Annotated in this window: 25 protein-coding genes and 1 tRNA gene; 12 read left to right on the top strand and 14 right to left on the bottom strand. The window is 70.9% G+C overall.

Annotation, left to right across the window (positions count from 1 at the left end; genetic code table 11):
* Positions 1 to 105: 105 nt before the first annotated feature.
* Genes IEY87_RS06565 through IEY87_RS06580 form a run of 4 tightly spaced genes read left to right on the top strand, consistent with a single transcriptional unit; the run spans position 106 to position 3,699 of the window.
* Positions 106 to 600 carry a hypothetical protein gene (locus IEY87_RS06565; RefSeq protein ID WP_189137582.1) on the top strand — a complete coding sequence of 165 codons (495 nt, stop codon included), beginning with the start codon at positions 106 to 108 and terminating at the stop codon, positions 598 to 600.
* The gene (locus IEY87_RS06570; protein ID WP_189137583.1) at positions 600 to 1,697 is read left to right on the top strand and encodes a peptidoglycan-binding protein; all 1,098 of its coding nucleotides are present in this window, start codon (positions 600 to 602) and stop codon (positions 1,695 to 1,697) included. The genes IEY87_RS06565 and IEY87_RS06570 overlap by 1 nt, the downstream gene beginning before the upstream one ends.
* A complete protein-coding gene (locus IEY87_RS06575; protein ID WP_308112939.1) occupies positions 1,694 to 2,476 on the top strand; it encodes an ABC transporter ATP-binding protein in 783 nt (260 codons plus the stop codon). Before IEY87_RS06570 ends, IEY87_RS06575 begins: the two co-directional genes overlap by 4 nt.
* Complete coding sequence (locus tag IEY87_RS06580; protein WP_372462246.1) at positions 2,473 to 3,699, top strand: ABC transporter permease; 1,227 nt, start codon at positions 2,473 to 2,475, stop codon at positions 3,697 to 3,699. The genes IEY87_RS06575 and IEY87_RS06580 overlap by 4 nt, the downstream gene beginning before the upstream one ends.
* 4 nt (positions 3,700 to 3,703) lie before the next feature.
* Here the strand turns inward: IEY87_RS06580 and IEY87_RS06585 are convergent, their stop codons facing one another.
* The 4 genes from IEY87_RS06585 to IEY87_RS06600 form a co-directional block, all read right to left on the bottom strand.
* Positions 3,704 to 5,986: a xanthine dehydrogenase family protein molybdopterin-binding subunit gene (locus IEY87_RS06585; protein WP_189137584.1), complete on the bottom strand. Its 2,283-nt coding sequence runs from the start codon at positions 5,984 to 5,986 to the stop codon at positions 3,704 to 3,706.
* Between the two features lie 75 nt (positions 5,987 to 6,061).
* Positions 6,062 to 7,240 carry a Dyp-type peroxidase gene (locus IEY87_RS06590; RefSeq protein ID WP_189137585.1) on the bottom strand — a complete coding sequence of 393 codons (1,179 nt, stop codon included), beginning with the start codon at positions 7,238 to 7,240 and terminating at the stop codon, positions 6,062 to 6,064.
* Complete coding sequence (locus IEY87_RS46605) at positions 7,240 to 7,791, bottom strand: copper chaperone PCu(A)C (RefSeq protein ID WP_189137586.1); 552 nt, start codon at positions 7,789 to 7,791, stop codon at positions 7,240 to 7,242. The genes IEY87_RS06590 and IEY87_RS46605 overlap by 1 nt, the downstream gene beginning before the upstream one ends.
* Positions 7,792 to 7,851: 60 nt before the next feature.
* Positions 7,852 to 8,394 carry an MFS transporter gene (locus tag IEY87_RS06600; RefSeq protein ID WP_189137587.1) on the bottom strand — a complete coding sequence of 181 codons (543 nt, stop codon included), beginning with the start codon at positions 8,392 to 8,394 and terminating at the stop codon, positions 7,852 to 7,854.
* A 140-nt stretch (positions 8,395 to 8,534) separates the two neighbouring features.
* On the opposite strand from IEY87_RS06600, the gene IEY87_RS06605 reads away from it, so the two are divergent.
* The 3 genes from IEY87_RS06605 (at position 8,535) to IEY87_RS06615 (ending at position 10,597) form a co-directional block, all read left to right on the top strand.
* Positions 8,535 to 9,140, top strand: a complete 606-nt coding sequence (locus IEY87_RS06605; protein WP_225277137.1) for a TetR/AcrR family transcriptional regulator — start codon at positions 8,535 to 8,537, stop codon at positions 9,138 to 9,140.
* Positions 9,141 to 9,218: 78 nt separating this feature from the next.
* Positions 9,219 to 9,980: a hypothetical protein gene (locus IEY87_RS06610; protein ID WP_189137588.1), complete on the top strand. Its 762-nt coding sequence runs from the start codon at positions 9,219 to 9,221 to the stop codon at positions 9,978 to 9,980.
* Between the two features lie 65 nt (positions 9,981 to 10,045).
* The gene (locus IEY87_RS06615) at positions 10,046 to 10,597 is read left to right on the top strand and encodes a universal stress protein (RefSeq protein ID WP_189137589.1); all 552 of its coding nucleotides are present in this window, start codon (positions 10,046 to 10,048) and stop codon (positions 10,595 to 10,597) included.
* On the opposite strand, the gene pdxR is transcribed toward IEY87_RS06615, so the two are convergent.
* Positions 10,550 to 11,974 carry a MocR-like pyridoxine biosynthesis transcription factor PdxR gene (pdxR, locus tag IEY87_RS06620; protein ID WP_189137590.1) on the bottom strand — a complete coding sequence of 475 codons (1,425 nt, stop codon included), beginning with the start codon at positions 11,972 to 11,974 and terminating at the stop codon, positions 10,550 to 10,552. The genes IEY87_RS06615 and pdxR overlap by 48 nt on opposite strands.
* Positions 11,975 to 12,042: 68 nt before the next feature.
* On the opposite strand from pdxR, the gene IEY87_RS06625 reads away from it, so the two are divergent.
* On the top strand, positions 12,043 to 12,492 hold the full coding sequence (locus tag IEY87_RS06625; RefSeq protein ID WP_189137591.1) for a carboxymuconolactone decarboxylase family protein: 450 nt from the start codon (positions 12,043 to 12,045) through the stop codon (positions 12,490 to 12,492).
* A gap of 64 nt (positions 12,493 to 12,556) precedes the next feature.
* On the opposite strand, the gene IEY87_RS06630 is transcribed toward IEY87_RS06625, so the two are convergent.
* The 3 genes from IEY87_RS06630 to IEY87_RS06640 all read right to left on the bottom strand — a co-directional run bounded on the left by IEY87_RS06630 (position 12,557) and on the right by IEY87_RS06640 (position 16,095).
* Entirely contained in the window at positions 12,557 to 14,749 is a 2,193-nt protein-coding gene (locus tag IEY87_RS06630) for a heavy metal translocating P-type ATPase (protein WP_189137592.1), read from the bottom strand.
* 81 nt (positions 14,750 to 14,830) lie between these two features.
* Positions 14,831 to 15,886: a DUF8832 domain-containing protein gene (locus tag IEY87_RS06635; protein ID WP_189137593.1), complete on the bottom strand. Its 1,056-nt coding sequence runs from the start codon at positions 15,884 to 15,886 to the stop codon at positions 14,831 to 14,833.
* Entirely contained in the window at positions 15,883 to 16,095 is a 213-nt protein-coding gene (locus IEY87_RS06640; protein WP_189137594.1) for a heavy-metal-associated domain-containing protein, read from the bottom strand. The genes IEY87_RS06635 and IEY87_RS06640 overlap by 4 nt, the downstream gene beginning before the upstream one ends.
* 440 nt (positions 16,096 to 16,535) lie before the next feature.
* Between IEY87_RS06640 and IEY87_RS45540 the strand changes: the two genes are divergently transcribed.
* From IEY87_RS45540 to IEY87_RS06650, 3 genes are all read left to right on the top strand, one after another.
* On the top strand, positions 16,536 to 16,655 hold the full coding sequence (locus IEY87_RS45540) for a DLW-39 family protein (protein ID WP_211264163.1): 120 nt from the start codon (positions 16,536 to 16,538) through the stop codon (positions 16,653 to 16,655).
* A gap of 15 nt (positions 16,656 to 16,670) precedes the next feature.
* Positions 16,671 to 17,399: an HAD family hydrolase gene (locus IEY87_RS06645; RefSeq protein WP_189137595.1), complete on the top strand. Its 729-nt coding sequence runs from the start codon at positions 16,671 to 16,673 to the stop codon at positions 17,397 to 17,399.
* A gap of 17 nt (positions 17,400 to 17,416) precedes the next feature.
* A tRNA-Ala gene (locus IEY87_RS06650) sits at positions 17,417 to 17,492 on the top strand.
* 126 nt (positions 17,493 to 17,618) lie between these two features.
* Here IEY87_RS06650 and IEY87_RS06655 read toward each other — a convergent pair.
* From IEY87_RS06655 to IEY87_RS06680, 6 genes are all read right to left on the bottom strand, one after another.
* Positions 17,619 to 18,431: a replication initiator gene (locus IEY87_RS06655; protein ID WP_308112938.1), complete on the bottom strand. Its 813-nt coding sequence runs from the start codon at positions 18,429 to 18,431 to the stop codon at positions 17,619 to 17,621.
* Entirely contained in the window at positions 18,428 to 18,577 is a 150-nt protein-coding gene (locus IEY87_RS06660; RefSeq protein ID WP_189137596.1) for a hypothetical protein, read from the bottom strand. The genes IEY87_RS06655 and IEY87_RS06660 overlap by 4 nt, the downstream gene beginning before the upstream one ends.
* Before the next feature lie 30 nt (positions 18,578 to 18,607).
* Positions 18,608 to 20,035, bottom strand: coding sequence for an FtsK/SpoIIIE domain-containing protein (locus tag IEY87_RS06665; protein ID WP_189137597.1), 1,428 nt, complete (start codon positions 20,033 to 20,035; stop codon positions 18,608 to 18,610).
* Between the two features lie 88 nt (positions 20,036 to 20,123).
* The gene (locus IEY87_RS06670) at positions 20,124 to 20,438 is read right to left on the bottom strand and encodes a hypothetical protein (protein WP_189137598.1); all 315 of its coding nucleotides are present in this window, start codon (positions 20,436 to 20,438) and stop codon (positions 20,124 to 20,126) included.
* On the bottom strand, positions 20,435 to 20,701 hold the full coding sequence (locus tag IEY87_RS06675; protein ID WP_189137599.1) for a hypothetical protein: 267 nt from the start codon (positions 20,699 to 20,701) through the stop codon (positions 20,435 to 20,437). Before IEY87_RS06675 ends, IEY87_RS06670 begins: the two co-directional genes overlap by 4 nt.
* On the bottom strand, positions 20,701 to 21,114 hold the full coding sequence (locus IEY87_RS06680) for a plasmid replication, integration and excision activator (protein WP_189137600.1): 414 nt from the start codon (positions 21,112 to 21,114) through the stop codon (positions 20,701 to 20,703). Before IEY87_RS06680 ends, IEY87_RS06675 begins: the two co-directional genes overlap by 1 nt.
* A 196-nt stretch (positions 21,115 to 21,310) precedes the next feature.
* Here IEY87_RS06680 and IEY87_RS06685 point away from each other — a divergent pair, with 196 nt between their 5' ends.
* Positions 21,311 to 21,703 (top strand): hypothetical protein, encoded by a 393-nt coding sequence (locus IEY87_RS06685; RefSeq protein ID WP_189137601.1) that lies wholly within the window; start codon positions 21,311 to 21,313, stop codon positions 21,701 to 21,703.
* Positions 21,704 to 21,716: the final 13 nt, after the last annotated feature.

The raw sequence follows: 21,716 nt of genomic DNA on the forward strand, positions 1-21,716 counted from the left end.
TTTGCTCGCTGTTAGCACGTGTGGAAACGGCGGGGAAACCGCCGCTTCGCTTGCATCTGTCCGGACGGTCGGGGCAGAACCGGCCGCTGGACGAGGAGAACGACGATGCGAGGACGAATCCTCGGCGTGACCGCTCTGCTGGCGCTGGCCCTGGCCGGATGCGGCTCGGGCGCGACCGGAGGCACCGACGTGGCGTCGGCCGGCGATGTGACGCCGACCTCCGGCAGCTCCGCCGCGCCGAGCCTAGGCAGGGAGGAGCGGACCCTCAAGTGGGCCCAGTGCATGCGCGAGAACGGCGTCGACGTGCCCGACCCGAAGGCCGGCGCGGGCATCAGGATGACGATGGGCCCGGGCTCCGAGGCGACCATGGACAAGGCCCAGCAGGCGTGCAAGGAGTGGCAGCCGTCGGGGGGTGACGGGCCTGGCGGCGCCCGCGACGGCGAGCGGATGCGCACCGTCGCCAGGTGCATGCGGGACAACGGCGTGGCGGAGTTCCCCGACCCCGAGGGCAACACCATGCGCCTGGACAAGAAGGTCGCCGACGATCCCGACTTCCCGGCGGCCCAGAAGAAGTGCCAGTTCGACCTCGGCGGGTCTTGATGGCCTCCTTGGACGAGGTCTCCGGCCGCCGTAAGCGCAGGGGGAGGATCGTCGCGCTGCTCGCCGTGGTGGTCGTGGCCGGTGCGGCACTCGTGGCGGCCGGCAACACGGGACTGCTGACGGGCGGCGCCCCGCCGAGCGCCGCCGCCGCACTGCCCCCCGCCACCACGCGGATCGCCAAGGAGACCCTGGAGGACACGCTGGACGCGGACGGAGAGCTCGGCTACGGCCCCGCGACCACGGCGGTCAGCCGCAAGCCCGGCACCATCACCTGGCTGCCGGACAGCGGCGACCAGATCACCCGCGGCGAACCGCTCTACAAGATCGACAACGATCCGGTGGTGCTCATGTACGGCGGGACGCCCGCGTACCGGGACCTGAGGACCGGCACGGAGGGCCGGGACGTGCGCGCCCTGGAACGCAACCTCCGCAAGCTCGGCTACACCGGCTTCACCGTGGACGACGAGTACACCTGGGCCACGGCCGAGGCGGTCAAGGAGTGGCAGGACGACCGGGGGCTGCCGGAGACCGGCGTCGTCGAGCTCGGCCGGGTCGTGTTCGCCGACGGCAAGGTGCGCGTGGACACCCTGGACACCCAGGTCGGTCAGCCCGCCGCGCCCGGCCAGAAGGTGCTCTCCCACACCGGCACCGCCAAGGTCGTCACCGTACGGCTGGACGCGGAGGACCAGCGGCTGGCCAAGCCGGGGGCGCGGGTGTCCGTCACCCTGCCCGACGGCAGGGACGTGACCGGCAAGATCACCGAAGTGGCGACGGTCATCGAGCCGGGGGAGGGCGACCAGGAGCCGGACACCAAGGTCGAGGCGCTCGTCGCCATCAGCGCCAAGGCGCGCAAGGCGACCGCCGGCCTGGACCAGGCCGCGGTGGACGTGACCTTCACCGCGGCCAGGCGCGAGAACGTGCTGACCGTGCCGATCGTCTCCCTCGTGGCGCTGCGCGAGGGCGGCTTCGGCGTCGAGGTCGTCGAGGGCGCCGCCACCCGGTACGTCGCGGTGGAGGCCGGGCTGTTCTCCGGTGGCCGGGTCGAGATCAGCGGCGACGGCCTGGCCGAGGGCATGACCGTGGGGACCGTGAAATGACCATGATCGCGTTGTCACAGGTGAGCAAGACCTACCCCGGCGGCGTCACCGCGCTGGCGTCGGTCACGCTGGAGATCGCGCGGGGCGAGCTGGCCGCCATCGTCGGCCCGTCCGGCTCGGGCAAGTCCACGATGCTCAACACCATCGGCACCCTGGACCGCCCCACGTCGGGGACCGTGCGCATCGACGGCTACGACATCTCGGCCCTGTCGGACAACCAGCTCTCCGCGCTGCGGGGGACCCGGATCGGGTTCGTCTTCCAGCAGTTCCACCTGGCCGCGAACGTCCCGGCGCTGGACAACGTGGCCGACGGCCTGCTGTACACCGGCCTCGGCCTGGCCGAGCGGCGGCGCCGGGCCCGGCTCGCGCTGGAACGGGTCGGGCTCGGGCACCGGATCGACCACGAGCCGCACGAGCTGTCCGGGGGCGAGCGGCAGCGCGTCGCCATCGCCAGGGCGGTGTCCGGCGACCCGCCGCTGCTGCTGGCCGACGAGCCGACCGGGGCCCTGGACTCGGTCTCGGGCGCGGGGGTGATGGAGCTGCTGTACGACCTGCACGCCTCGGGCACCACCGTGCTGATCATCACGCACGACCGCGAGATCGCCGCCGGCCTGCCCAGGCAGGTGTCGATGCGCGACGGGCGCATCGTCGCGGACACGGCGACGGGCGGAAAGGTCGCGGACACGGCGGTCGACGGCAAAGCGGACACGGCGGTCGGCGGTGTCGCGGTGTCGGGGCGGACCTCTGCCCATGAGCGCGCCCGGTCCGGGGCGGCATGATGGCGGCCGTCGACCATGAGGGCCGCCCCAGGTTGTCGCCGCCCCGGATGAGCGCCCGCGACGTGCTGCGGGTGGGCGCCGTGGGCCTGCGTACCCGCCCGATGCGCGCCTTCCTGTCGGCGCTCGGCATCGCCATCGGCATCGCGGCGATGATCGGCGTGGTGGGCATCTCCTCCTCCTCGGGCGCCGAGCTCGACCGGCAACTGTCCGCGCTGGGCACCAACCTGCTCACCGTCTCCGCCGGTCAGACGATCGCCGGCGAGGAGGCGAAGATGCCGGTGGACGCCGAGGCGATGATCGAGCGGATCGGCCCGGTGGAGTCCGTCTCGGCCGCCGCGTACCTCAAGGACGCCAAGGTCTACCGCTCCGAGCAGGTCCCCCGGGCCCAGACCGGCGGCATCTCCACCTACGCCGCCCGCCTCGACCTGCTCGACTCCGTGGGCGCGACCGTGCGCAGCGGCACCTGGCTGACCGAGGCCACCCAGACCTACCCGGCGGTGGTCCTCGGCTCGACCGCCGCCGAACGGCTCGGCGTGCCGGCGGCGGGCCCCGACACCCAGGTGGTGATCGGCGGCGAGCGGTTCACCGTCGTCGGCATCCTCGCCCCGGTGGCGCTGGCCACCGACCTCGATACCGGGGCGATGGTCGGCTGGCCGGTGGCGGAGCGGTTGCTGGACTTCGACGGCCACCCCACCACCCTGTTCACCCGCGCCGACGAGCGCCGGATGGACGCCGTCCGCGACGTGCTGCCCGGCACCGCGAACCCGGAGGCCCCCAACGAGGTCGACGTGTCCCGCCCCTCGGACGCGCTCGCCGCCAAGCAGGCCACCGACCAGGCGTTCACCGCGCTGCTGCTCGGCGTCGGCGCGGTCGCGCTGATCGTGGGCGGCGTCGGGGTGGCCAACACCATGGTCATCTCGGTGCTGGAACGGCGCTCGGAGATCGGCCTGCGCCGATCGCTCGGCGCCACCCGGGGTCAGATCCGCACGCAGTTCCTCGCCGAGTCGCTGCTGCTGTCGGCGATGGGCGGCGCGGGCGGCGTGCTCATCGGCGCCGCCGTCACCCTCGCCTATGCCTACGCCAAGGGCTGGCAGGCGGTGATCCCCACCGAAGCCACGGCGGCCGGCCTGGCGGCGACCCTCCTGATCGGCGCTCTCGCCGGCCTTTACCCGGCCGTCAGAGCCTCCCGCCTCTCCCCGACCGAGGCCCTGGCCACCACCTAGCCCCTTAGGAGGACAGCAGCCGCCAGATGGTCTGCGGGGTGATCGGTGTGTCGGTGACGCGGTCGGCGATCTCCGGAAGGGCGGCGGCGACCGCGTTGCCGATGGCGGCCGGTGGGCTGATCGTGCCGGCCTCGCCGACGCCCTTCATGCCGCCCGGGGTGATCGGCGAGGGCGTCTCCAGCGAGACGATCCGCACCTCGGGCACCTCGTACGCGGTGGGCGGCAGGTAGTCGGCGACCGGCTGCCCGTCCTCGCCGTAGCCGACCTCCTCCGTCAGCGCCATCCCGATGCCCTGGGCCACCCCGCCCCGGAGCTGGCCTTCGACGATGTCCGGGTTCACCTGCACACCGCAGTCGTTGACCACCCAGTAGCCCTCCAGCTCCACCTCGCCGGTCTCCGGGTCGACGGCGACGGCCGCCGCGTGCGCGCCGTAGGCGTAGGTGTAGTCGGCCGGGTCGTACGTCGCCCGTTCCTCCAGCCCGGGGGAGCAGCCGTCCGGCAGGTCCCAGCCGCGCCACGCCGACGTGGCGATCTCCCGCAGCGGCAGCGACGCCTGCGGATCCCCCTTGACCTGTACGACGGACCCGACGATCTCCAGGTCACCGGGAGCCGCTTCGAGCCGGTGCGCCGCCAGCGCGATGATCTTGTCGTGCAGCCGGGTGGCCGCCTCGGCGAGGGCCGGGCCGCCGACCGCGAGGGCCCGGCTGGCGATGGACCCGACCGGCGAGTACGGCGTCGACGCGGTGTCCGCCAGCACCACCCGGATCCGGTCCATCGGCACCCCCACCCGGTCGGCGGCGATCTGCGCCAGCGCGGTCTCGATGCCCTGCCCGATCCCGGACAGGCCGCTGGACACCACCACCGACCCGTCGGAGTTCATCCGCAGCAGCGCCGCCTCGTACCCGCCTTCCTGGATGCCGGCCGCCTTAAGGCCCATGGAGGGTCCCATGCCGGTGCCCTCCACGTGGCAGGAGTAGCCCACGCCCCTCCTGCGCCCGTCGTCCCCGCCCGGCGGCGTCACCATCTCCCGCAGCGTGCGCAGCGCCCTCGGGTAGTCGCCCGAGTCGTACGTCTGCCAGATCCGGTTCCCGCAGGGCAGGTCCTCGGGCCGCAGCATGTTGCGCAGCCGCAGCTCGACCGGGTCCAGCCCGAGCCGTCGCGCCGCCTCGTCGACCAGCCGCTCCCGCGTCCACGCGGCCTCCGGCTGGCCGAACCCGCGGTAGGAGCCGGTCGGCGTGGTCGTGGTGACCACCCCGCGCACCCGGGCCCCCGCCTGCTCGAACCGGTACGGCCCCGGCAGCAGCGTGGCCGTCACCGCGGCCGGCCCCGCGCCCACGTTGGAGGGATGTGCCCCGAGATCGCTCACGATGTCGGCGTGCACCGCCACGAACCGGCCGTCCCCGTCCAACGCCAGCCGCCCCCGGTGCACGGTGGCCCGCGACGGCAGGGTGGCCACCAGCCGGTCGCCCGGCGCCTCCGTCCAGCTCACCGGCCGTCCCAGCCGCATCGCGGCCAGGCAGGCGAGCAGTTCGTCCGGATACAGGTGCTCCTTCGCCCCGAACCCGCCGCCGACGTCCGCGCCGATCACCCGTACTCGATCATGACCGAGCCCCAGCGCGTTCGCGGCGTGCTCGCGCACGTTGTGCGCGGCCTGCGTGGAAATCCTGATCGTCAGCTCCTCGCCGTCGTAGGAGGCGACCACCCCGCGCGGCTCCATCGGGTACGGCGAGACGCGGCCGAGCGTGAACGTCATCTCGACCACGTGCTCGGCGGCCCCGATCGCCTCCTCGCAGTCGTCCCCCATGGGGAAGTCGGTGACCACGTTGGTGCCCCACTCCGGGTAGAGCAGCGAGGCGTCGTCCGCCAGCGCGCGTGCCACGCCGACGACGGCGGGCCACTGGTCGAAGTCCAGGTCGACCAGTTCGGCGGCGTCCCCGGCGGCTTCCGGGGTGTCGGCCACGACGACCGCGACCGGCTGGCCCACGTAGCGGATCGTCTCCTCCAGCACCGGGTAGGCCGTCAGCCGCTGCCCCGGCGACAGCCCGGCACAGGGCAGCCGGATCCCGGCCGCGTCCGCCGGGGTGATGACGTCGAGCACGCCGTCGGCGGCCCGCGCCGCCTTGACGCCGCACGCCACCAGCCGCCCGTGCGCGATCGGGCTGCGCACCACGACCGCGTACGCCATGCCGGGCAGCCGGACGTTGCCGACGTACCGTCCGCGTCCGGCCAGGAGCCGGGCGTCCTCGAGGCGGGGAGTCCTGGAACCTACGTAGGTGTCGTCGGCCATGACTTCGATTCTGAGCGCGAGGAGAGTTCCCGTCCATGAGCCGCACGGCGCGGGTGCGGCCCATGGACGGCCGGCTCAGGCCAGCAGGCCGTCGCCGATCCACCCCTCGGGCGTGCAGCCCGGCGGGATGGCGAAGACCGCCGAGCCGATGGGCGTCACCCACTCGTTGAGCAGGTCCCCCTCGGCCAGACGGCGCTGAACCGGGACGAACTGCCGCTCCACGTCCGCCTGATAGGAGGCGAACAGCAGCCCCGAGTCCGAGGTCCCGTCCTTGGACAGGCCCTCGTCATAGTTGTACGGACGCCGCAGGATCCGGGCGGCGGGATCGGCCGTCCGGGCCCGCCTGATGTGGGCGTACTCGGAGATGACCGGGAAACCGAGCCGGTTGACCCGCTCGAAATTCGGCTCGTCACGCTCGGCCCGGCCGGTCAGGGGAGCGCCGGTGTCCAGCCGCCGCCCGATGGTGAACTCCCTGGCCACCCGGTCGGCCGCGTCCCACGTCTCCAGCTCCATCCGGATGCGCCGCAACACCAGCGTGGTGCCGCCGCGCAGCCAGTCGGCCCCCTGATCGATCCAGACGGCGCGGTCCAGGTCGGTCGGGTTGACCGTGCCGTCGAGCTGGCCCATCAGGTTGCGCTGGGTATGCCCCTGAACACCCAGGTGCGCGCTGCGCCGGAAACCCCGCTGGGTCCAGCGCACCTTGGCGAAGGACCGCGCGTCCTTGACGATCATCCGCAGCGCGTGCGCCACGGTGAGCGCGTCGTCGGCGCAGATCTGCACCAGCAGGTCCCCGCCGCTCCACTCCCTGCGCAGCTTGTCCGTCTCGAACGCGGGCAGCGCCTGGACCGGCGAGTCCACCTTCGCCGCGGCGAACAGCCCTGGCCCGAAGCCGAACGTCACGGTCAGCCGGGCCGGGTCCGTCGCCAGCTCCGGCTCGGTGTCGGCCAGCGCGGGCCGCCCCTGGGTGAGGCGGCGCGCGTCATCGGTCAGCAGCGGCATCAACCGGCCGAGTGCCTCCCTCCCGGTGCCCGGCAGCAGGTCGAAGGCGACGAAGACCGCGTGCGCCTGCGGAGCCGTCGCCACCCCCGCCTGATGCACGCCGTGGAACGGCTCCACGACGGGTCCGGCGGGTTCGCCCGAGGCGACGGCCGAGGGCGTATCCAGCGCGCCGATGACGGCAGCCGAGCCGAGCGCGCCCGCCGCGGTGGCGGCGCCCCCGGTGATCAGCCCTCTTCTGCTGATCCGACCGGCCATCACTTGTGTCCCATGCCAGGCTGGTAGTCCTCCTTGCCTCCGGCGAAGTCCTTGCCCACGGCGGTGAACTCGAAGGGCTGCCCGTCCTTCACCGTCAGCGTGAACGGGATCCGCGCACCCGGCTTCACCTCCTCGGCGACCCCCATCAGCATGATGTGGTCACCGCCGGGCCGCAGCTCGTGGGTGCCGCGCGGGGGGATGACGAAGCCGCCCTCCTTGGGCCGCATGATCATCTTGCCGTCGGAGTCCACCACCTCGTGCAGCTCGATCATCGGCGACAGCGGGGACGCCCCGGCGACGATCGTCACCTCGGCGTCGGTGTTGTTGACCAGGGTGCCGAACGCGGCGGTCATCCCCTTCTCGGCCGTCTTCACCCAGGGATCGGTGATGGACAGCCCGGCGGCGGCGCCGGCGGGTGGCCGCGCCTCGGCGGCGACGGTCGAGCGGCTCTGGGTAACGGTGTCGGTGGTTTTGGCGGTGCCGGCGGTGGAGCCGCACCCGCTCAGCGCCACGACGGCGGCGGCGAGCAGGCACACAGGACGGATGTACATGAACATGCCTTTCTGCGCCCACGGCAGAGCATCGCCGCAGGCGGGGGTCGTCGAAAAGGATCAGCTGGTTTCGACGACCATCGGAGGTCCACGCCTGCTGAGCACGTGCCGAAGCACGGCCGAACGCAGCACTGGCGGCTCGACCACGGCCGCGGCGAAGAAAGGCGTCTCGGGCACCGGCGGCAGCAACACGGCGAGCAGCCGTACGGCCAGCCGGCGCAGCAGCGTCCAGAGCACGGCCTCGCCGCGCGCCAGCCACAGCGCGGTCAGCACGGTGGCCCAGGAGTGCGCGACCAGCATGCCGAACCCCGGCACCAGCCCCCCGGAGGCGTGCACGGCGTGCGCGACGGCCTGCGCGGGGGAGCCGGCGTGCGACAGCGAGAACAGCAGGTGCAGGGCGAGTTGGAGTCCGCCCAGCAGGGGCAGAATGGCGTGCAGCGATCGCTCGCGCCCCGCCATCGGATAGGCGACACAGGCGGCCAGCCAGAACGCCACCAGCATGGCGTCCCCGGACACCGTCCCCCCGCCGAAGACATGCGCCCCCACACCCAGCCCAAGGCACACCATGGCGAACACCATGGTGCGAATAAGGCGAAACGGCATGCTCGGCGTCACGATCCCGACATCATGACACGCCCCACCCCCGCCCCCCTTCCGAACCCGGCTATTTCCCCCATACGAACCGGAGTGAGTATTCACTCTGGCCATTGACGGAGTGAGTACTCACTCCGTACCGTGAGCGTATGAGCGACAAACCGACCCGGCGCAGAGCGCCGGGGATGAGTCCCGAGGAGCGGCGAGCCATGATCGTCGCTGCCGCCCTCCCCCTGGTCGCCGAGCACGGCACGGCCGTGACGACCAGCCAGATCGCCAGGGCCGCCGCCATCGGCGAGGCCACCATCTTCCGCGTGTTCAACGACAAGGAGGAGCTGTTGGACGCCTGCCTGGCCGAGGCGATCCAGCCGGACCACGTGGTCAAGGAGATCGCCTCCATCCCCCTCGACCAGCCACTCGCGAGCAGGCTGGCCGAGACCGTCGAGGCACTCTCCGCCCACCTGGATCGGGTCGGCACCGTGATAGGCGCCCTGCACGCGGGCGGCCACGGCCGGGGCCGGCAGCGGGACCGCCCGCAGCCCGGCGGCCGGGAGGCCTCCATGCAGCTGATCAAGGACGCAGTGACCGACCTGATCGAGCCCGACGCGGAGTCGCTCCGCCTCCCTCCCGACCAGATAGCGACAATTTTCCTGTCGCTGCAGTATTCCCAGAGGCGAGGCGGCACGCCGAGCGACCTCCCCGTGCCGGACCTCGTCGAGGTGTTCCTGCACGGTGCGATGAAGCCCAGCACATGAAGCATTTTGCCGCCGGTCGGCCAGGGAGTGCTCCATAAGGCCCTGAGCCATCAAGGGCCGGCGGCATAATGACACGCAATGCCGAAATATGCGGAACTCTCGACATATGCGGGGGCGATCGCGCCGGTCATCGGTGCGGTCCACGTCAACGTGCACGCCGCCGCCCGCGCGGTCGGCAGAGAGCTCAGCGGAGCCCCGGACCCGTCCCCCGGCTTCCTGAACGACCTCCGTTTCACCCTCCCACTCCGCCCCCTCACCCGCGCCGCGCTCGCCGCCGTCTACAGGTACGGCACCGCCGACGAACGCGAGAGCATCATCCAGGAGCACCTGGAGCAGGGCACCCTGACCGAGGACCCCGACGGCCTGCTGCACGCGACGGCTCACGGCCTGGAGATCATCCACAGCCTGTACGGCCTGCACGCCGCCGCCGTCGAGCGCATCTGGCCCGACCACGACGTCCCCGCACTGGCCACCCTCGCGCGCAGCGTGCTCACCCGGGCCCAGCAGGACCTGTCGACGACCGTCCACCCCTCCGGCCACTCGGCGGAGGCGGTGGGCGGTGCGTTCGCGGTGGTGGTGCCGCCGTACGAGCCGCTGGACGCCCCGCCGGGAGTGCTGCTGTTCAACCGGCTCGCCGCCCTGCGCTACCACCGCGCGGACGCGCACGCCGCGGCCTGGCAGGAAGCGGGCCTGTCGGTGGCCGACATCGTCGCCCTGAAGCGCGGCCCGGTACGCGAACGCATCGAGGCAAGGACGAACCAGCGCGCCGCCCGCCCGTACAGGATCCTCTCGGAGGCGGAGCGCGCGCGGTTGTACGACGGGTTGCTTCGCCTGGTGTGAGGGGAGGACGACTTGGGCATAGTTCGCAAATTGCCACCTCCCGGTAAGCAGCAAAGAAGCGCACTATGGTCAAGTACCTCTACGAGGAGAGTGTGGTGGATCAGGACCTGCCCAGTGGCGCGCGATTGATCGTGGGAGTGGACGAGTCCCCGGCCGCGCGCTGGGCGCTGGCCTGGGCCATCGGCGCGGCGCGGCTGCACCGCATGGCGCTGGTCGCGGTGCACGTCAGCCGGGCGCCCGTGCACCCCTTCCCTGAGGCGCTGCCCGTGCAGCACGCCATCAGGCAGGGGGAGGAGGATCGCTGCGGCGAGGTGGTGGCGCGGGCGTTCGAGGACGTGGCGGGCGGGGTGCCCGACGACCTCACCACCGCCGCGGTCGCGCGAGTCGGCGATCCCGGCTATCACCTGGTCGACCTGGCCCGCGACGGCGACCTGCTGGTGCTCGGCCGGGGGCGGCGTGGGCTGGTCAGCCGCCTGTTCCTGCCTTCGACGTCCATGTACTGCGCACGGCACGCGCGGGCCACGGTGGTGATCGTGCGCCAGCCGGTGCCGCCGGACGACCCGCAGTTCTCAGGTGAGCGGGCCCGGCGGTTCTGGGGTCGCCGGCATTATCAGTGACTTTCTGAGCAGTTCGAGGCCGCCGGGGATGGCGCTCTGCCCGATCGCGCCGTAGCCGATGACCAGGCCGCGCTGGGCCGGGCTTTCGCCGCAGTAGGCGTCGAGCCGCTCGACGCCGAGGCCGGGCCGCTGCCGTACCGCGACGCCGGGCGCGAGCCGGGCGCACAGGTGCAGGCCGGCCGCGGAGGGCACCAGGCGCAGCCGGTCCTCGCCGGACAGGGTGCCGGCGATCAGCGCGTGCCGGGCGGCGTACACCCGGGTGGCCTTCCTGATGTGCCTGGCCAGCAGGCCCTCGTCGATGAACCTGGCCAGCGCCGCCTGCGTCGGCAGCTCGCCGTGCCAGTCGGAGATCCGCTTGGCGGCCGTCAGCGTGGGCCCGAGCGAGGCCGGCGCGACCAGGAAGCCGAGCCGGAGCATGGGCAGCAGGGTCTTGGAGAAGGAGCCCACGTAGATCACCCGGCCGGCCCGGTCCAGGCTCTGCAGCGGCTCCAGCGGGCGATCGCCGAAGCGGAACTCGCTGTCGTAGTCGTCCTCGATCACCACCGCGTTCCGCCGCTCGGCCCACGCCAGCAGCGCCGCCCGGCGGGCCAGCGACATGGGCGTGCCCAGCGGGAACTGGTGCGACGGCGTGACGTACACCAGCCGCGCGGCACCCGGAATGGCGGAGACGTCCAGTCCCTCCCCGTCCACGGGCACCCCCACGACCCGCGCGCCGAGCGAGCGGAACAGCAGCCGCGCGGGCGGGTAGCCGGGCTCCTCCACGGCCACGCAGGCGCCGGGCTCGATCAGCACCCGGCCCACCAGGTCCAGCGCCTGCTGCGCGCCGTTGGTGATGAGCACGTCCCCGGCGCCGGCGTGCACGGACCGGCTGACCCCGATGTGCCGGGCGATGGCCTCCCGCAGGCCCTCGTGCCCCGACGGGTCGCCGTAGCCCCCGACGCCGCGCCGCAGCTCGCGGCTCACCAGCCGCCGCCAGCTCTCCATCGGGAACAGCTCCGCGTCGGGCACGCCGACGCGGAAGTCGTACGCCTGCATGGTCGACCCGTCCGGGCGGGCCGGGCCGGAGGGGCCGCCGGTGATGGACTCCCACACGGCGCGGGGCCGTACGACACCCTTGGGGGCGGCTCTGCCGCGCACCGGCTCGGCCGACACGTACGTGCCCGCGCCCGCGCGGCCGACCAGGAAGCCGTCGGCGACCAGCCGGTCGTAGGCGACGGCGACGGTGTTGCGTGAGACGGCCAGCCGCCGGGCCAGCTCCCGCGTCGGCGGCAGCCGCTCGCCCGACCTGAGCCGCCCGTCCAGGACCGCCTCCAGGAGCTGGCGGTAGATCTGCGCCGTCAGGTCACCCCGCCCCGACAGGGTCACGTGTACGTCCATCTTGGCCCAATCATTTAGCCGGAAATTGGAGCTTATATCGGGACAAGCTCCGGCCTAACGTGGGCGGCATGACGGAACGAATGAACCTGGGCAAGCTCGCCGGCGACGCCTACAAGGCGATGGCCGGACTCGACCGATTCGTGAGCGCGAGCACCCTCCCCAAGCCCCTGCTGGAGCTGGTACGGCTGCGCGCCAGCCAGATCAACGGCTGCGTCTACTGCGTGGACTCGCACAGCTCCGACGCCAAGCGGGCGGGGGAGAGCGACGCGCGGCTGCACGCCGTGGCGGTGTGGCAGGAGGCCCCCTTCTTCACCGCCCAGGAGCGCGCGGCCCTGGCCTTCACCGAGGCCGCGACCCGGCTGTCCACCGGCGACGTGACCGACGAGATCTGGCAGCAGGCCGCCGAGCACTTCACCGAGAAAGAACTGGCCGCCCTGGTGGTCGCCCTGGCCACCATCAACGCCTGGAACCGGATGGGCGTGTCGACCAGGATGACCCCGGAGTCCTACCAGGCCTGAACGGCCGGCGCCTTCCCGCGCCGGCCGTGCTGGGTCACTTGAAGCTCGGTCACTTGAAGCTCGGTCACTTGAAAGCGCGCAGCCGCAGGCTGTTGCTCACCACGAAGACGCTGGAGAACGCCATCGCGGCGCCCGCGATCATCGGGTTGAGCAGCCCCGCGGCGGCCAGCGGCAGGGCGGCCACGTTGTAGGCGAAGGCCCAGAACAGGTTGCCCTTGATCGTGGCCAGCGTTCTGCGCGACAGCCGCAGGGCGTCGGCCGCCACCCGCAGGTCGCCACGGACCAGCGTGAGGTCGGACGCCTGGATCGCCGCGTCGGTGCCGGTGCCCATGGCGAGCCCCAGATCGGCCTGGGCCAGCGCGGCGGCGTCGTTGACGCCGTCGCCCACCATGGCCACCACCCTGCCCTCGGCCTGCAGCCGCTTGACCACGTCCACCTTGTCGGCGGGCAGCACCTCGGCGATGACCTCGTCGATGCCGACCTCGGCCGCCACGGTCCTGGCGACCGCCTCGTTGTCGCCGGTCAGCAGCACCGGGGCGAGCCCGAGGGCGCGCAGCCGCTCGATCGCCTCCTTGCTGGTGCCCTTGACCACGTCGGCCACGACCAGCACCGCGCGCGCCTTGCCGTCCCACCCCACGGCGACGGCGGTACGCCCGGCGGCCTGCTCCCGCGCCAACGCGTCCTCAAGCTCGGCCGGCAGGTGCTGCGACCACTCCCGCAGCAGCTTCGGCCGGCCGACCAGCACCGCGTGCCCGTCGACGACGCCCTGTACGCCGAGCCCTTCGACGTTCGCGAAGTCCTCGACCGTGGCCGTGGACCCGGCCGCCTTGGCGATGGCGCGGGCGATCGGGTGCTCGGAGGCGTGCTCCAGCGCGCCGGCCAGCCTGATCACCTCACCGCGGTCCTCGCCCTCGGCCAGGTGGACGCCGACGAGCGTCATCCGGCCCTCGGTGACCGTGCCGGTCTTGTCCAGCACGATCGTGTCGACCCTGTGCGTGGACTCCAGCGCCTCCGGTCCCTTGATCAGGATGCCGAGCTGGGCGCCCCTGCCGGTGCCGACCAGCAGCGCCGTGGGCGTCGCCAGGCCGAGCGCGCACGGGCAGGCGATGATCAGCACGGCGACCGCGGCGGTGAAGGCCGCGCCCGCGCCGTTGCCGGTGCCGAGCCAGAAGCCCAGCGTGGCGATGGCCAGGCCGATCACGATCGGCACGAAGATGCCGGAGATCCGGTCGGCCAGCCGCTGCACGGCCGCCTTCCCCGTCTGCGCCTCCTCCACCAGCCTGGCCATCTGGGCGAGCTGGGTGTCGCCGCCGACCCGGGTGGCCCGCACGATGAGCCGTCCGCCCGCGTTGACGGTCGCGCCCACCACGGCTTCACCCGGCCCGACCTCCACCGGCATCGACTCGCCGGTGAGCATCGAGGCGTCGATCGCGGAGGTGCCCTCCTCGATCACGCCGTCGGTGGCGACCTTCTCGCCCGGCCGTACCACGAACCTGTCGTCCACCTGGAGCGCGTCGACGGCGACCCGTCGGCCGTCGGCCAGCTCGACGTCCTTGACGCCCAGCTCCATCAGCGCCCGCAGCGCCGCCCCCGCCTGCCGCTTCGATCGCGACTCGAAGTAACGCCCGGCCAGGATGAACGCCGTCACCCCCGCCGCGGCCTCCAGATAGATGTTGCCGGAGCCATCGGTCCGCTGGATCGTCAGCTCGAACGGGTGCGTCATGCCCGGCATGCCGGCCGTACCGAAGAAGAGCGCCCACAGCGACCAGCCGAGCGCGGCCAGCGTGCCCATCGAGACCAGCGTGTCCATCGTCGCCGTGCCGTGCCGCAGGTTGGTCCAGGCGGCCTTGTGGAACGGCCAGCCCGCGTACACCACGACCGGCGCCGCCAGCGTCAGCGACAACCACTGCCAGTACGTGAACTGCAGCGCCGGGATCATCGCCATCGCGACCACGGGCACGCTCAGCACCACCGCCGTGATCAGCCGGTCACGCAGGCTGTTGTCGGGGTTGTCCACAGGCTGTGGATCGTCGGCGGGCAGCGTGGCCGAGTAGCCGGCCTTCTCCACCTCGGAGATCAGCTCCTGTGGGTCGAGGTCGTCGGGGAAGGTGACCTTCGCCTTCTCCGTCGCGTAGTTGACCGTCGCGGTCACGCCTTCGAGCTTGTTGAGCTTGCGCTCGATGCGGTTGGCGCAGGACGCGCACGTCATGCCACCGATCGTGAGCTCGACGGCCTTTTCCTCGATGAGGGAAGACATCACCTCTCCTTTCCCTCGTCCGTTTCCTGCGCGCTGGACTTGTTTGTCTGGGCTTGTTCTCAGTGGGTGTGGGCCGGTTTTTCAGTGCGTGCGAGCCGGTGCCTGCTCGGCCGTTGCCGTGAAGCTCGCCGTACGGACGTCGCCGCCGTGCTGGAAGTCCAGGAACAGACGGTAGTCGCCCACACTGGGCACCTCGGCGTAAAACGTGATCTCCGGGCCCGGCGTGGTCCTGCCGTCGCCCGGCTCGCCGTCCGGGTGGACGTGCAGGTAGGCCAGGTCGCCCGCGCGCAGCGCCACCAGGTGGCCGTAGGCGCCCAGGTAGGGCTGCAGGTCCTTGACCGGCTTGCCGTCCTTGGTGACCTTGAGGGTGAGCTTGCTCGCGTGGCCGGGCTCCAGCTCCCCGTCGAGGGTCACTGTGTAGTCGCCCACCTTGGCGGTGCGGCCGGCCTGCGGCAGCGCCTTCGGCTCGTAGTCGCCGGGGGCCTGTAGGTCCACGCCCAGGGTCAGCGTGTCGGCGCCCGTGGGGGCGAAGTCGGCGAAGGCTCGGTAGGCGCCGGGCTCGGGCAGCTCCAGCTTGACCGACCAGACGCCGTTCTGGCCGAGCGTCGGGTGCAGGTGCTGGAAGCTGGTCAGGTCGCGGGAGGCGACGATGAAGTGGAGCTTCTTCTCGTGCGCCACGTCGTACTCGGTGACGGGCTTGCCGTCGGGGCCGGTGATGTTGAAGCGGAAGTCCTTGCCGGGCTTGGTGAGGGGGGTGAGCGTGTAGCCGTTCTGGGAGACCTGGAGCCCTCCGGGGGTATCACTCTCGTTGTGCGCCGCCTCGCCGTGCCCGCCGTGCCCGCCGTGCTCGCCCTGCTCGTCGCGCTCGCCGTTCTCGTCGGCGTGTCCGGCCGTGGTGTCGTGCGCGGTGCCGGTTGCGGAGTCCTTGTCCGCCGGCGCGGCCATGTCGGCGTGGCTCTTCGGGCCCGCCGTGACCTGCCCGGGCGGTACCGTGGCCTGCCCAGCGGGACCCGTGGCCTGCCGGGTCGGACCCGCGGCGGGTCCGACCTGGCCCAACGCGCTCCCGGCCCCCAGCGCCCCGGCGAAGATCACTGCCAGTCCGGCGCCGTACAGCCCGAGGCGTGCGGCCGTGTTCATGAGACGCCGACCAACTCATAGCCGGCTTCCTGCACGGCGGCGCTGATCCGCTCCTGGTCCACAGGGCTCTCGCTCACCACGGTCAGCGCGCCGCTCGCCAGGTCCACCTCAACGGACGTGACCCCCGAGACCTCGGTGACCTCCTCCTTGACCGAACTCACGCAGTGGCCGCAGGTCATGCCCTTGACGGTGTAGGTGGCGGTGCTCATGGGTGGCTCCTTCAGATGGCCGTATTCTTGCTCTATCGAGTCTAACACCGTACCCCCCTAGGGTATTCTTCCAGGGCTGGAAACGCCGCCCTCCCTCTTTCTTGTACGGCTGGAAGAGGTGTGTGGATCAATCCTTTGCTTCGCCCGCCGCTGTCGTGCGTCGCTGATTTATACCCCTAGGGGGTACATCTGGGAACATAACTTACCGGGAGGGGGTATGTCCACACCCTTCGCCCGCGCGCACTCAGCCGCGACATGCGGCATGATCCAAGATGGGCCGGGCACATGCTGTCCCACCTGGGACTGTTGGCCCGTTCTCGAACAATCCGTACATCTGGTTCTGGCAAACACCAGGACCGCAGCCATCCCTTGCTAGGCTGCTTGTCAACCGTTGGGTCTCACCCCGGCAGGTGAGACCGTCGAAGAAGTGGGGTCACACCGTGAAGAAGCTGCTCGTTCTGGCGCTGGTCGCCCTCGGGGGGTTGCTGGTCTGGCGTAAGGTACAGGCCGACCGCGCCGAGCTCGATCTCTGGACCGAGGCAACCGGTAGCGAGAACTAACCGACCGGCGAGGCGATGAGTGACGTCGTCCCCATCAAGCTGGTGTGCCTGGACCTGGCAGGCACGACGGTCGGTGACATCGCCATGGTCGAGCGCGCTTTCGCCGAGGCGATCGCCACCCAGGGCATAGTTCCCGGGACCGGAGCGTACGCACGAGCCATGGTTCACGTGCACCGGTCCCGGGGCCTCCCCACCATCGACGTGTTCCGCGGCATCTTCCCCGAGGACGAAGCCCAGGCCCAGGCGGCCAACCTGACCTTCGAACGCTCCTACGAGGGTCTGCTGGAGCGGACGGGCCTCGTAGCCATGCCCGGAGTCCTCGAAGTCTTCGACAAACTCCGCGGCTCCGGCATCCACCTCGCCTTGATCACCGGCTTCAGCCGCACCACCCTGAGCCGCGTCCTCAGCGTTCTCGCCTGGCACGACCAGATCGACCTGGCCATCTGCCCCGAAGACGCGGGCGGCCGTGGCCGCCCCTGGCCCGACATGGTGCTGCACGCCGTGCTCCGTCTCGCGATCGACGATGTCCGGCGGGTGGCGGTGGTGGGCGACGCCGAGAGCGACATGCGCTGCGGCCGCAGCGCCGGCGCCGCGATCGTCGCGGGGGTGATGACCGGCGTGCACAGCCGCGAGCGCCTCCTCCAGGGAGGCGCGACCCACATCATCGACTCGATCGCCAACCTCCCTGAGCTGATCCTCAGCGAGCGAACAGGAACGACACGGATGCCTGCGGAGGACGGGTAAGCTATCTTCGTCTCGAAGGGGCCTTAGCTCAGTTGGCAGAGCGCCTGCTTTGCAAGCAGGAAGTCAGGAGTTCGAATCTCCTAGGCTCCACCAGGTAGAACACCCCGCCACTGATCTTGTGACGGGGTGTTCGGGCCATTAACGGGCCATTAGCCATCCTGGTCCAGCCTCTTTCTCTCGGCCTCCACACGAGCGCTGAGCGCATCCGCGATCCGCTGGTCAGCGTCCTTGGTCGCGTGCTGGTAAATGAGCGCAGCCCGATCGCTGTGGTGCGGCGAAGTACTGCACGTCATAGCCCGCGACCCGGCGCAGGTTCTGCACGAATCGATCGACGAGCTTGGAGAAGTGCAGCGCGTCCCGAGCCGCGCGCCGGTAGTCATAGGTGTTCGGATCGACGGGTGCGCCGTCACGGACCTTGCCATAGCTGGGCAGGGTGAGCGTGACGAACAGCGACGGCCGATAGACCTTGCCATCGGAGCCGGTGAAGGTGCGTCCAAGAGTGGTGGCCGCCATCTTCCGCTTGGGCAGGTCCGGAGCGTCCTGCCGACGCCGGGTCGATCGGGTGCGCTTGGGCACCGCGGATCCGGTGACGCTGCCCCGCATCCCAGCCGCGTTGATCTCCTCGTCCAGGCTCGCGAGAACGGCGTCCAGGTCAGTGGCGCCGTCGCCGGCCTGCTCGGCGGCATCACGCTTGGCCTGCATGTCGGCGCGGAACTCGACCAATCGGCGCTGTTCCTCGCTGGCCTCGTCCGGGGTGATGGCCGGTTCGGTGTCGAGGTGCCAGCCCTCGCGGCACTGGGCCATGCGGAGCTGCCGGTTGCGCTTGGCGCAGGGAGGGCACTTGCTGTCCAGGGTGGAACCGCATGGCACGTCGATGATCTCGGAGGTACCGGTGACGGTGTCGAGTCGCCGCAGCGGGATGGGCCGGATGCAGACGCCGTGGAGCTTGGCGACCTCTTCGAGCACGTCCCGGGCCATCGGCATGGCTTGGCGGACGGCCCGGGGAAGTGCACGGTCGTGCGCATGGGTCATGTGAACCTCCCTTCGTTGACGTCAAGGACGATGAGCGCGATCTGGCCGCAGGCGCGGCACTCGACCAGGGCGCGGACCGGGTCGAGCCAGAGAGCGTTCACGGTGTGGCAGGTGGCGCAGCGCAGCTCTTCCAGCAGCTCACGCATCAGAACTCACCCCCAGGTCGGCGCAGATCCTCATGCGGCGCTCCCGTACGGGGTGTAGGCGTTGACCATGGCGTGAATGTCGGTGTCGGAGACGTAGGCGGCGCGAACCCGAATAGGTTCGGGACTTGCCTCCAGCCGGACGTAACCGACGCCCGCGCCTCGTTGGGGGACGGGTGAGATGCGGTCGGCCAGCGCTCCCCGGTCGCGTGCGCCGTCGCCGAGGACCATGTCGACCTGTTCGGACTCGTCCAGGCGGAGGGCGATCTTGTCGGGGAACAGGTTGCGGATGTTCATGACCTCTTTGCGCGGGTCCTGGAGTGCGGCCAGGACGCCGACGCCGACCGCGCGGCCTTGGGTGGTGAGCGTGGCGAGGGCGCAGGAGATGCGTTGCCGTAGCTGCCGATCGGACTGATAGGCGGTCAGGAACGCCACCTCGTCGACCACGACCAGGATGAACGGATCATCGACCGTGGGCGTGTGGGAGCGCTGGAGCCCGGCGAAACGGGCGGCTCGCTTCTGCATGACGGCGACGGCCTCGTCCAACAGGTCGGCACACTCCTCAGGCGTGGCCGCGTACCGCGTGCCGAACAGGGCGCGGCCGTAGGACAGCTCCATCAGTTTCGGGTCCAGCGCCCACAACTCGACCAGACCCCCACTGGCGGCGGGAAGTAGGGAGCGGATGACGGACCAGATGATCGACCCCTTGCCGGCCCCGGTCGCGCCCGCGACGAGAACGTGTGTCCCGTGCACTTTGAGCCGCCACGGTCGCCCGTCTTCTCGGGTGCCGATCTCGACCGGTCCCACGGTCGGTTCGATGGGGATGGGCAGGGCCGGTAGGGGCTCAGAGAGTGGATCGCTACGCGGGAAGGTCAGCGTCAGGTGTCCGGCCTGGGTCAGCGTCACCCGGCAGGATGCGGCGCCGAAGCCTTGGGCGAGGTGGTCGGTGCGGTCGGTCCAGTCCTTGACCGGTTGGCCTTTGAGCATGCGGACGGTGACCTGGTCGGCCCAGGATGTGCAGGTGACCTTGCCGAGCCGGGGCAGATAGTCACGGCCCCGGATGTGACGGCCGAGACCGGAGACGATCAGGACGGGTTGCCAGTGTCGCCGGTAGATCCGGGTGAGCTGCCACCAGGCCAGCAGCCGGTAACCGATCAGGCGGTTGAAAGACGCCCGGTCGATGTACGCCCATGAGGCGAGGGTCAGGATGACCGTGCCGAGCAGCGATGCGGCCATGGGCCAGCCATAGACGTACCAAGTAGCGCCGAGAGCGACCGGGATGGTGACCGCGATGGGGTGGCGCCAGATCGTACGGACGAGCCCGGCGAGCATGCGCCAGGCCAGGATGACGATGGTGAGGATTGCGGGAGTCTTGACGACGGCCGGGCGGAAGACGACGGCCGTGTCGGGCGTGGTGGAGACGAGGTTGCGCGCCTCGTCGCCAGGTAGCCGCTTGAACATAAGCTGGGAACCTCTCGTGATGGAGTGAGTCGTGGGAGAACCGAGGGGCCGCCGGAAGTTGCAGCTTCCAGCGGCCCCGCCTCATGCGTCAGGCCGCCGTGTCGGTGGCGTCTTTGGCCGGTTGTTCGGCGTGCAGGCACTCGCAGTCGGCCAGGTAGCGAGCGGCGGCGTTGAAGATCTCGCGGGCGACGGCCAGGTCCGCGTCGGTGACCGGCCCGGCTCCGGTGGTGGAGACGTGCACGTCGGCCTCCTGGGAGCTGAACTCCAGGTACGGGCGCGGAGTGCTGACCAGCAGTCCGGCGCTGACCTTCAGGCGCGGGGTGTGGAAGGAGATGCTGACGTGCGGGTCGGCGTCGGGGCGCATGGACAGGGTGACGTAGGTGTAGGGCCGGTGCTCGCTCATGCCGCCACCCCGTGACCGTCGGGCAGGCCGTAGAAGCTGCGCTCCAGGGAGCGGGCGAAGCGGTGGGCCTCGCGGGCGAGCTGGCGGGCGAACTCCAGGTCCTCCACCGTCACGGGGCCACCGGTGGTGACCAGGACGGAGGTGGCGCCGAAGTCGAGCGCCAGGACGGGCTCACGGCGGGCGAACGGGTGGTTGAGGGTGCGGGCGGCGTGGCCGGTGGTTAGCCGGATCACGCTGTTGCGCGGGGTACGGCGACGGGTCATCAGGCGGCGTCCTTTCCGGCCTTGGCCGGGGCGGTGGTCTGGTGGGGAGCGCGCATCTCCCGCACCTTGATGGAGTAGGCGAGGCGGCCGTTGCCGTTGACGTACGGCGTGACCGAGATGCCGTCGAACTCGACGGGCGTGAACGGAAGCCCCGGCATCGGGGACGGCGGCACCGGCTGGACCGGCGCGAGGATCTTGACCGCCACCGTCTTCTGCGCGGGCTTGAGGGCCGGGTCACCGTCCAGGACCGCGACCTGCCAGACCAGCTCACTCGTCTGCTTGTCGCGGGACTGCACGAAGCGGCCGTTGGTCGAGGCGTCGAAGTCCTTGACCGGCTCGACCTGACCGACGACGTAGCAGCCGTGCGGGAAGACCATGGCGAAGGTAACGGGGATGGGACCTTGCAGAGCCATAACAGCTTTCCTCTCTTGGATGACAGGCACTCGACCTATCAAGTAGTTGGACGATAACGCTGCGTAGCTTGGTAGGTCAAGTGTCTAAGCTGGAATGACAGCCGTGTCACCGTTGCGATACACAGGCGTGCAGGTCGACGGCTCCACATCATGGGAGGTTCTGGTGCGAATCTTGTGGGGGTGTGTGGTCGCAGCCGTGATCACCGCGCTGGCTGGCCTGTTCTTCCTGATCGTGAAGCCCCAACTGCGCGACAACGCTCGGCTTGATGCCTTTTACGAGCGCGTACTCGACTACCCGCTCCCACCGAGCACCCGCAACCTCTTCCCGATGGATGGTGATGCGATCTTCGACAAGAACCTGTCCATGGGGAGCGGAAGCTACTGCGACTACCGGGTTCGGATCACGTTGCAGACTGCTCTTACTCCGCAGGAGATCCGCCGCCACTATGACAGCGCGTCGATCCCTGGAGCCGAGGAGGAAGCGATGATCACTCTGTACTTTTCAGACGAGGACTCCGCCGGCGGTCGCCAAGTAATCGTCGAAGCGTACGATTCTCATGACTGGGACGGAGATTGGCGCTGCTTCTAGCCGCAGACCGCAT

Origin of the sequence: Nonomuraea glycinis (assembly GCF_014646515.1) — a bacterium.
Classification (GTDB): domain Bacteria; phylum Actinomycetota; class Actinomycetes; order Streptosporangiales; family Streptosporangiaceae; genus Nonomuraea; species Nonomuraea glycinis.

Bases quoted from the DNA above. Each gene is read 5' to 3' on its own strand.
- IEY87_RS06565 (WP_189137582.1), top strand. From the start codon at position 106: ATGCGAGGACGAATCCTCGGCGTGACCGCTCTGCTGGCGCTGGCCCTG.
- IEY87_RS06570 (WP_189137583.1), top strand. From the start codon at position 600: ATGGCCTCCTTGGACGAGGTCTCCGGCCGCCGTAAGCGCAGGGGGAGG.
- IEY87_RS06575 (WP_308112939.1), top strand. From the start codon at position 1,694: ATGACCATGATCGCGTTGTCACAGGTGAGCAAGACCTACCCCGGCGGC.
- IEY87_RS06580 (WP_372462246.1), top strand. From the start codon at position 2,473: ATGATGGCGGCCGTCGACCATGAGGGCCGCCCCAGGTTGTCGCCGCCC.
- IEY87_RS06585 (WP_189137584.1), bottom strand. From the start codon at position 5,986: ATGGCCGACGACACCTACGTAGGTTCCAGGACTCCCCGCCTCGAGGAC.
- IEY87_RS06590 (WP_189137585.1), bottom strand. From the start codon at position 7,240: ATGGCCGGTCGGATCAGCAGAAGAGGGCTGATCACCGGGGGCGCCGCC.
- IEY87_RS46605 (WP_189137586.1), bottom strand. From the start codon at position 7,791: ATGTACATCCGTCCTGTGTGCCTGCTCGCCGCCGCCGTCGTGGCGCTG.
- IEY87_RS06600 (WP_189137587.1), bottom strand. From the start codon at position 8,394: ATGCCGTTTCGCCTTATTCGCACCATGGTGTTCGCCATGGTGTGCCTT.
- IEY87_RS06605 (WP_225277137.1), top strand. From the start codon at position 8,535: ATGAGCGACAAACCGACCCGGCGCAGAGCGCCGGGGATGAGTCCCGAG.
- IEY87_RS06610 (WP_189137588.1), top strand. From the start codon at position 9,219: ATGCCGAAATATGCGGAACTCTCGACATATGCGGGGGCGATCGCGCCG.
- IEY87_RS06615 (WP_189137589.1), top strand. From the start codon at position 10,046: ATGGTCAAGTACCTCTACGAGGAGAGTGTGGTGGATCAGGACCTGCCC.
- pdxR (WP_189137590.1), bottom strand. From the start codon at position 11,974: ATGGACGTACACGTGACCCTGTCGGGGCGGGGTGACCTGACGGCGCAG.
- IEY87_RS06625 (WP_189137591.1), top strand. From the start codon at position 12,043: ATGACGGAACGAATGAACCTGGGCAAGCTCGCCGGCGACGCCTACAAG.
- IEY87_RS06630 (WP_189137592.1), bottom strand. From the start codon at position 14,749: ATGTCTTCCCTCATCGAGGAAAAGGCCGTCGAGCTCACGATCGGTGGC.
- IEY87_RS06635 (WP_189137593.1), bottom strand. From the start codon at position 15,886: ATGAACACGGCCGCACGCCTCGGGCTGTACGGCGCCGGACTGGCAGTG.
- IEY87_RS06640 (WP_189137594.1), bottom strand. From the start codon at position 16,095: ATGAGCACCGCCACCTACACCGTCAAGGGCATGACCTGCGGCCACTGC.
- IEY87_RS06645 (WP_189137595.1), top strand. From the start codon at position 16,671: ATGAGTGACGTCGTCCCCATCAAGCTGGTGTGCCTGGACCTGGCAGGC.
- IEY87_RS06655 (WP_308112938.1), bottom strand. From the start codon at position 18,431: ATGACCCATGCGCACGACCGTGCACTTCCCCGGGCCGTCCGCCAAGCC.
- IEY87_RS06660 (WP_189137596.1), bottom strand. From the start codon at position 18,577: ATGCGTGAGCTGCTGGAAGAGCTGCGCTGCGCCACCTGCCACACCGTG.
- IEY87_RS06665 (WP_189137597.1), bottom strand. From the start codon at position 20,035: ATGTTCAAGCGGCTACCTGGCGACGAGGCGCGCAACCTCGTCTCCACC.
- IEY87_RS06670 (WP_189137598.1), bottom strand. From the start codon at position 20,438: ATGAGCGAGCACCGGCCCTACACCTACGTCACCCTGTCCATGCGCCCC.
- IEY87_RS06675 (WP_189137599.1), bottom strand. From the start codon at position 20,701: ATGACCCGTCGCCGTACCCCGCGCAACAGCGTGATCCGGCTAACCACC.
- IEY87_RS06680 (WP_189137600.1), bottom strand. From the start codon at position 21,114: ATGGCTCTGCAAGGTCCCATCCCCGTTACCTTCGCCATGGTCTTCCCG.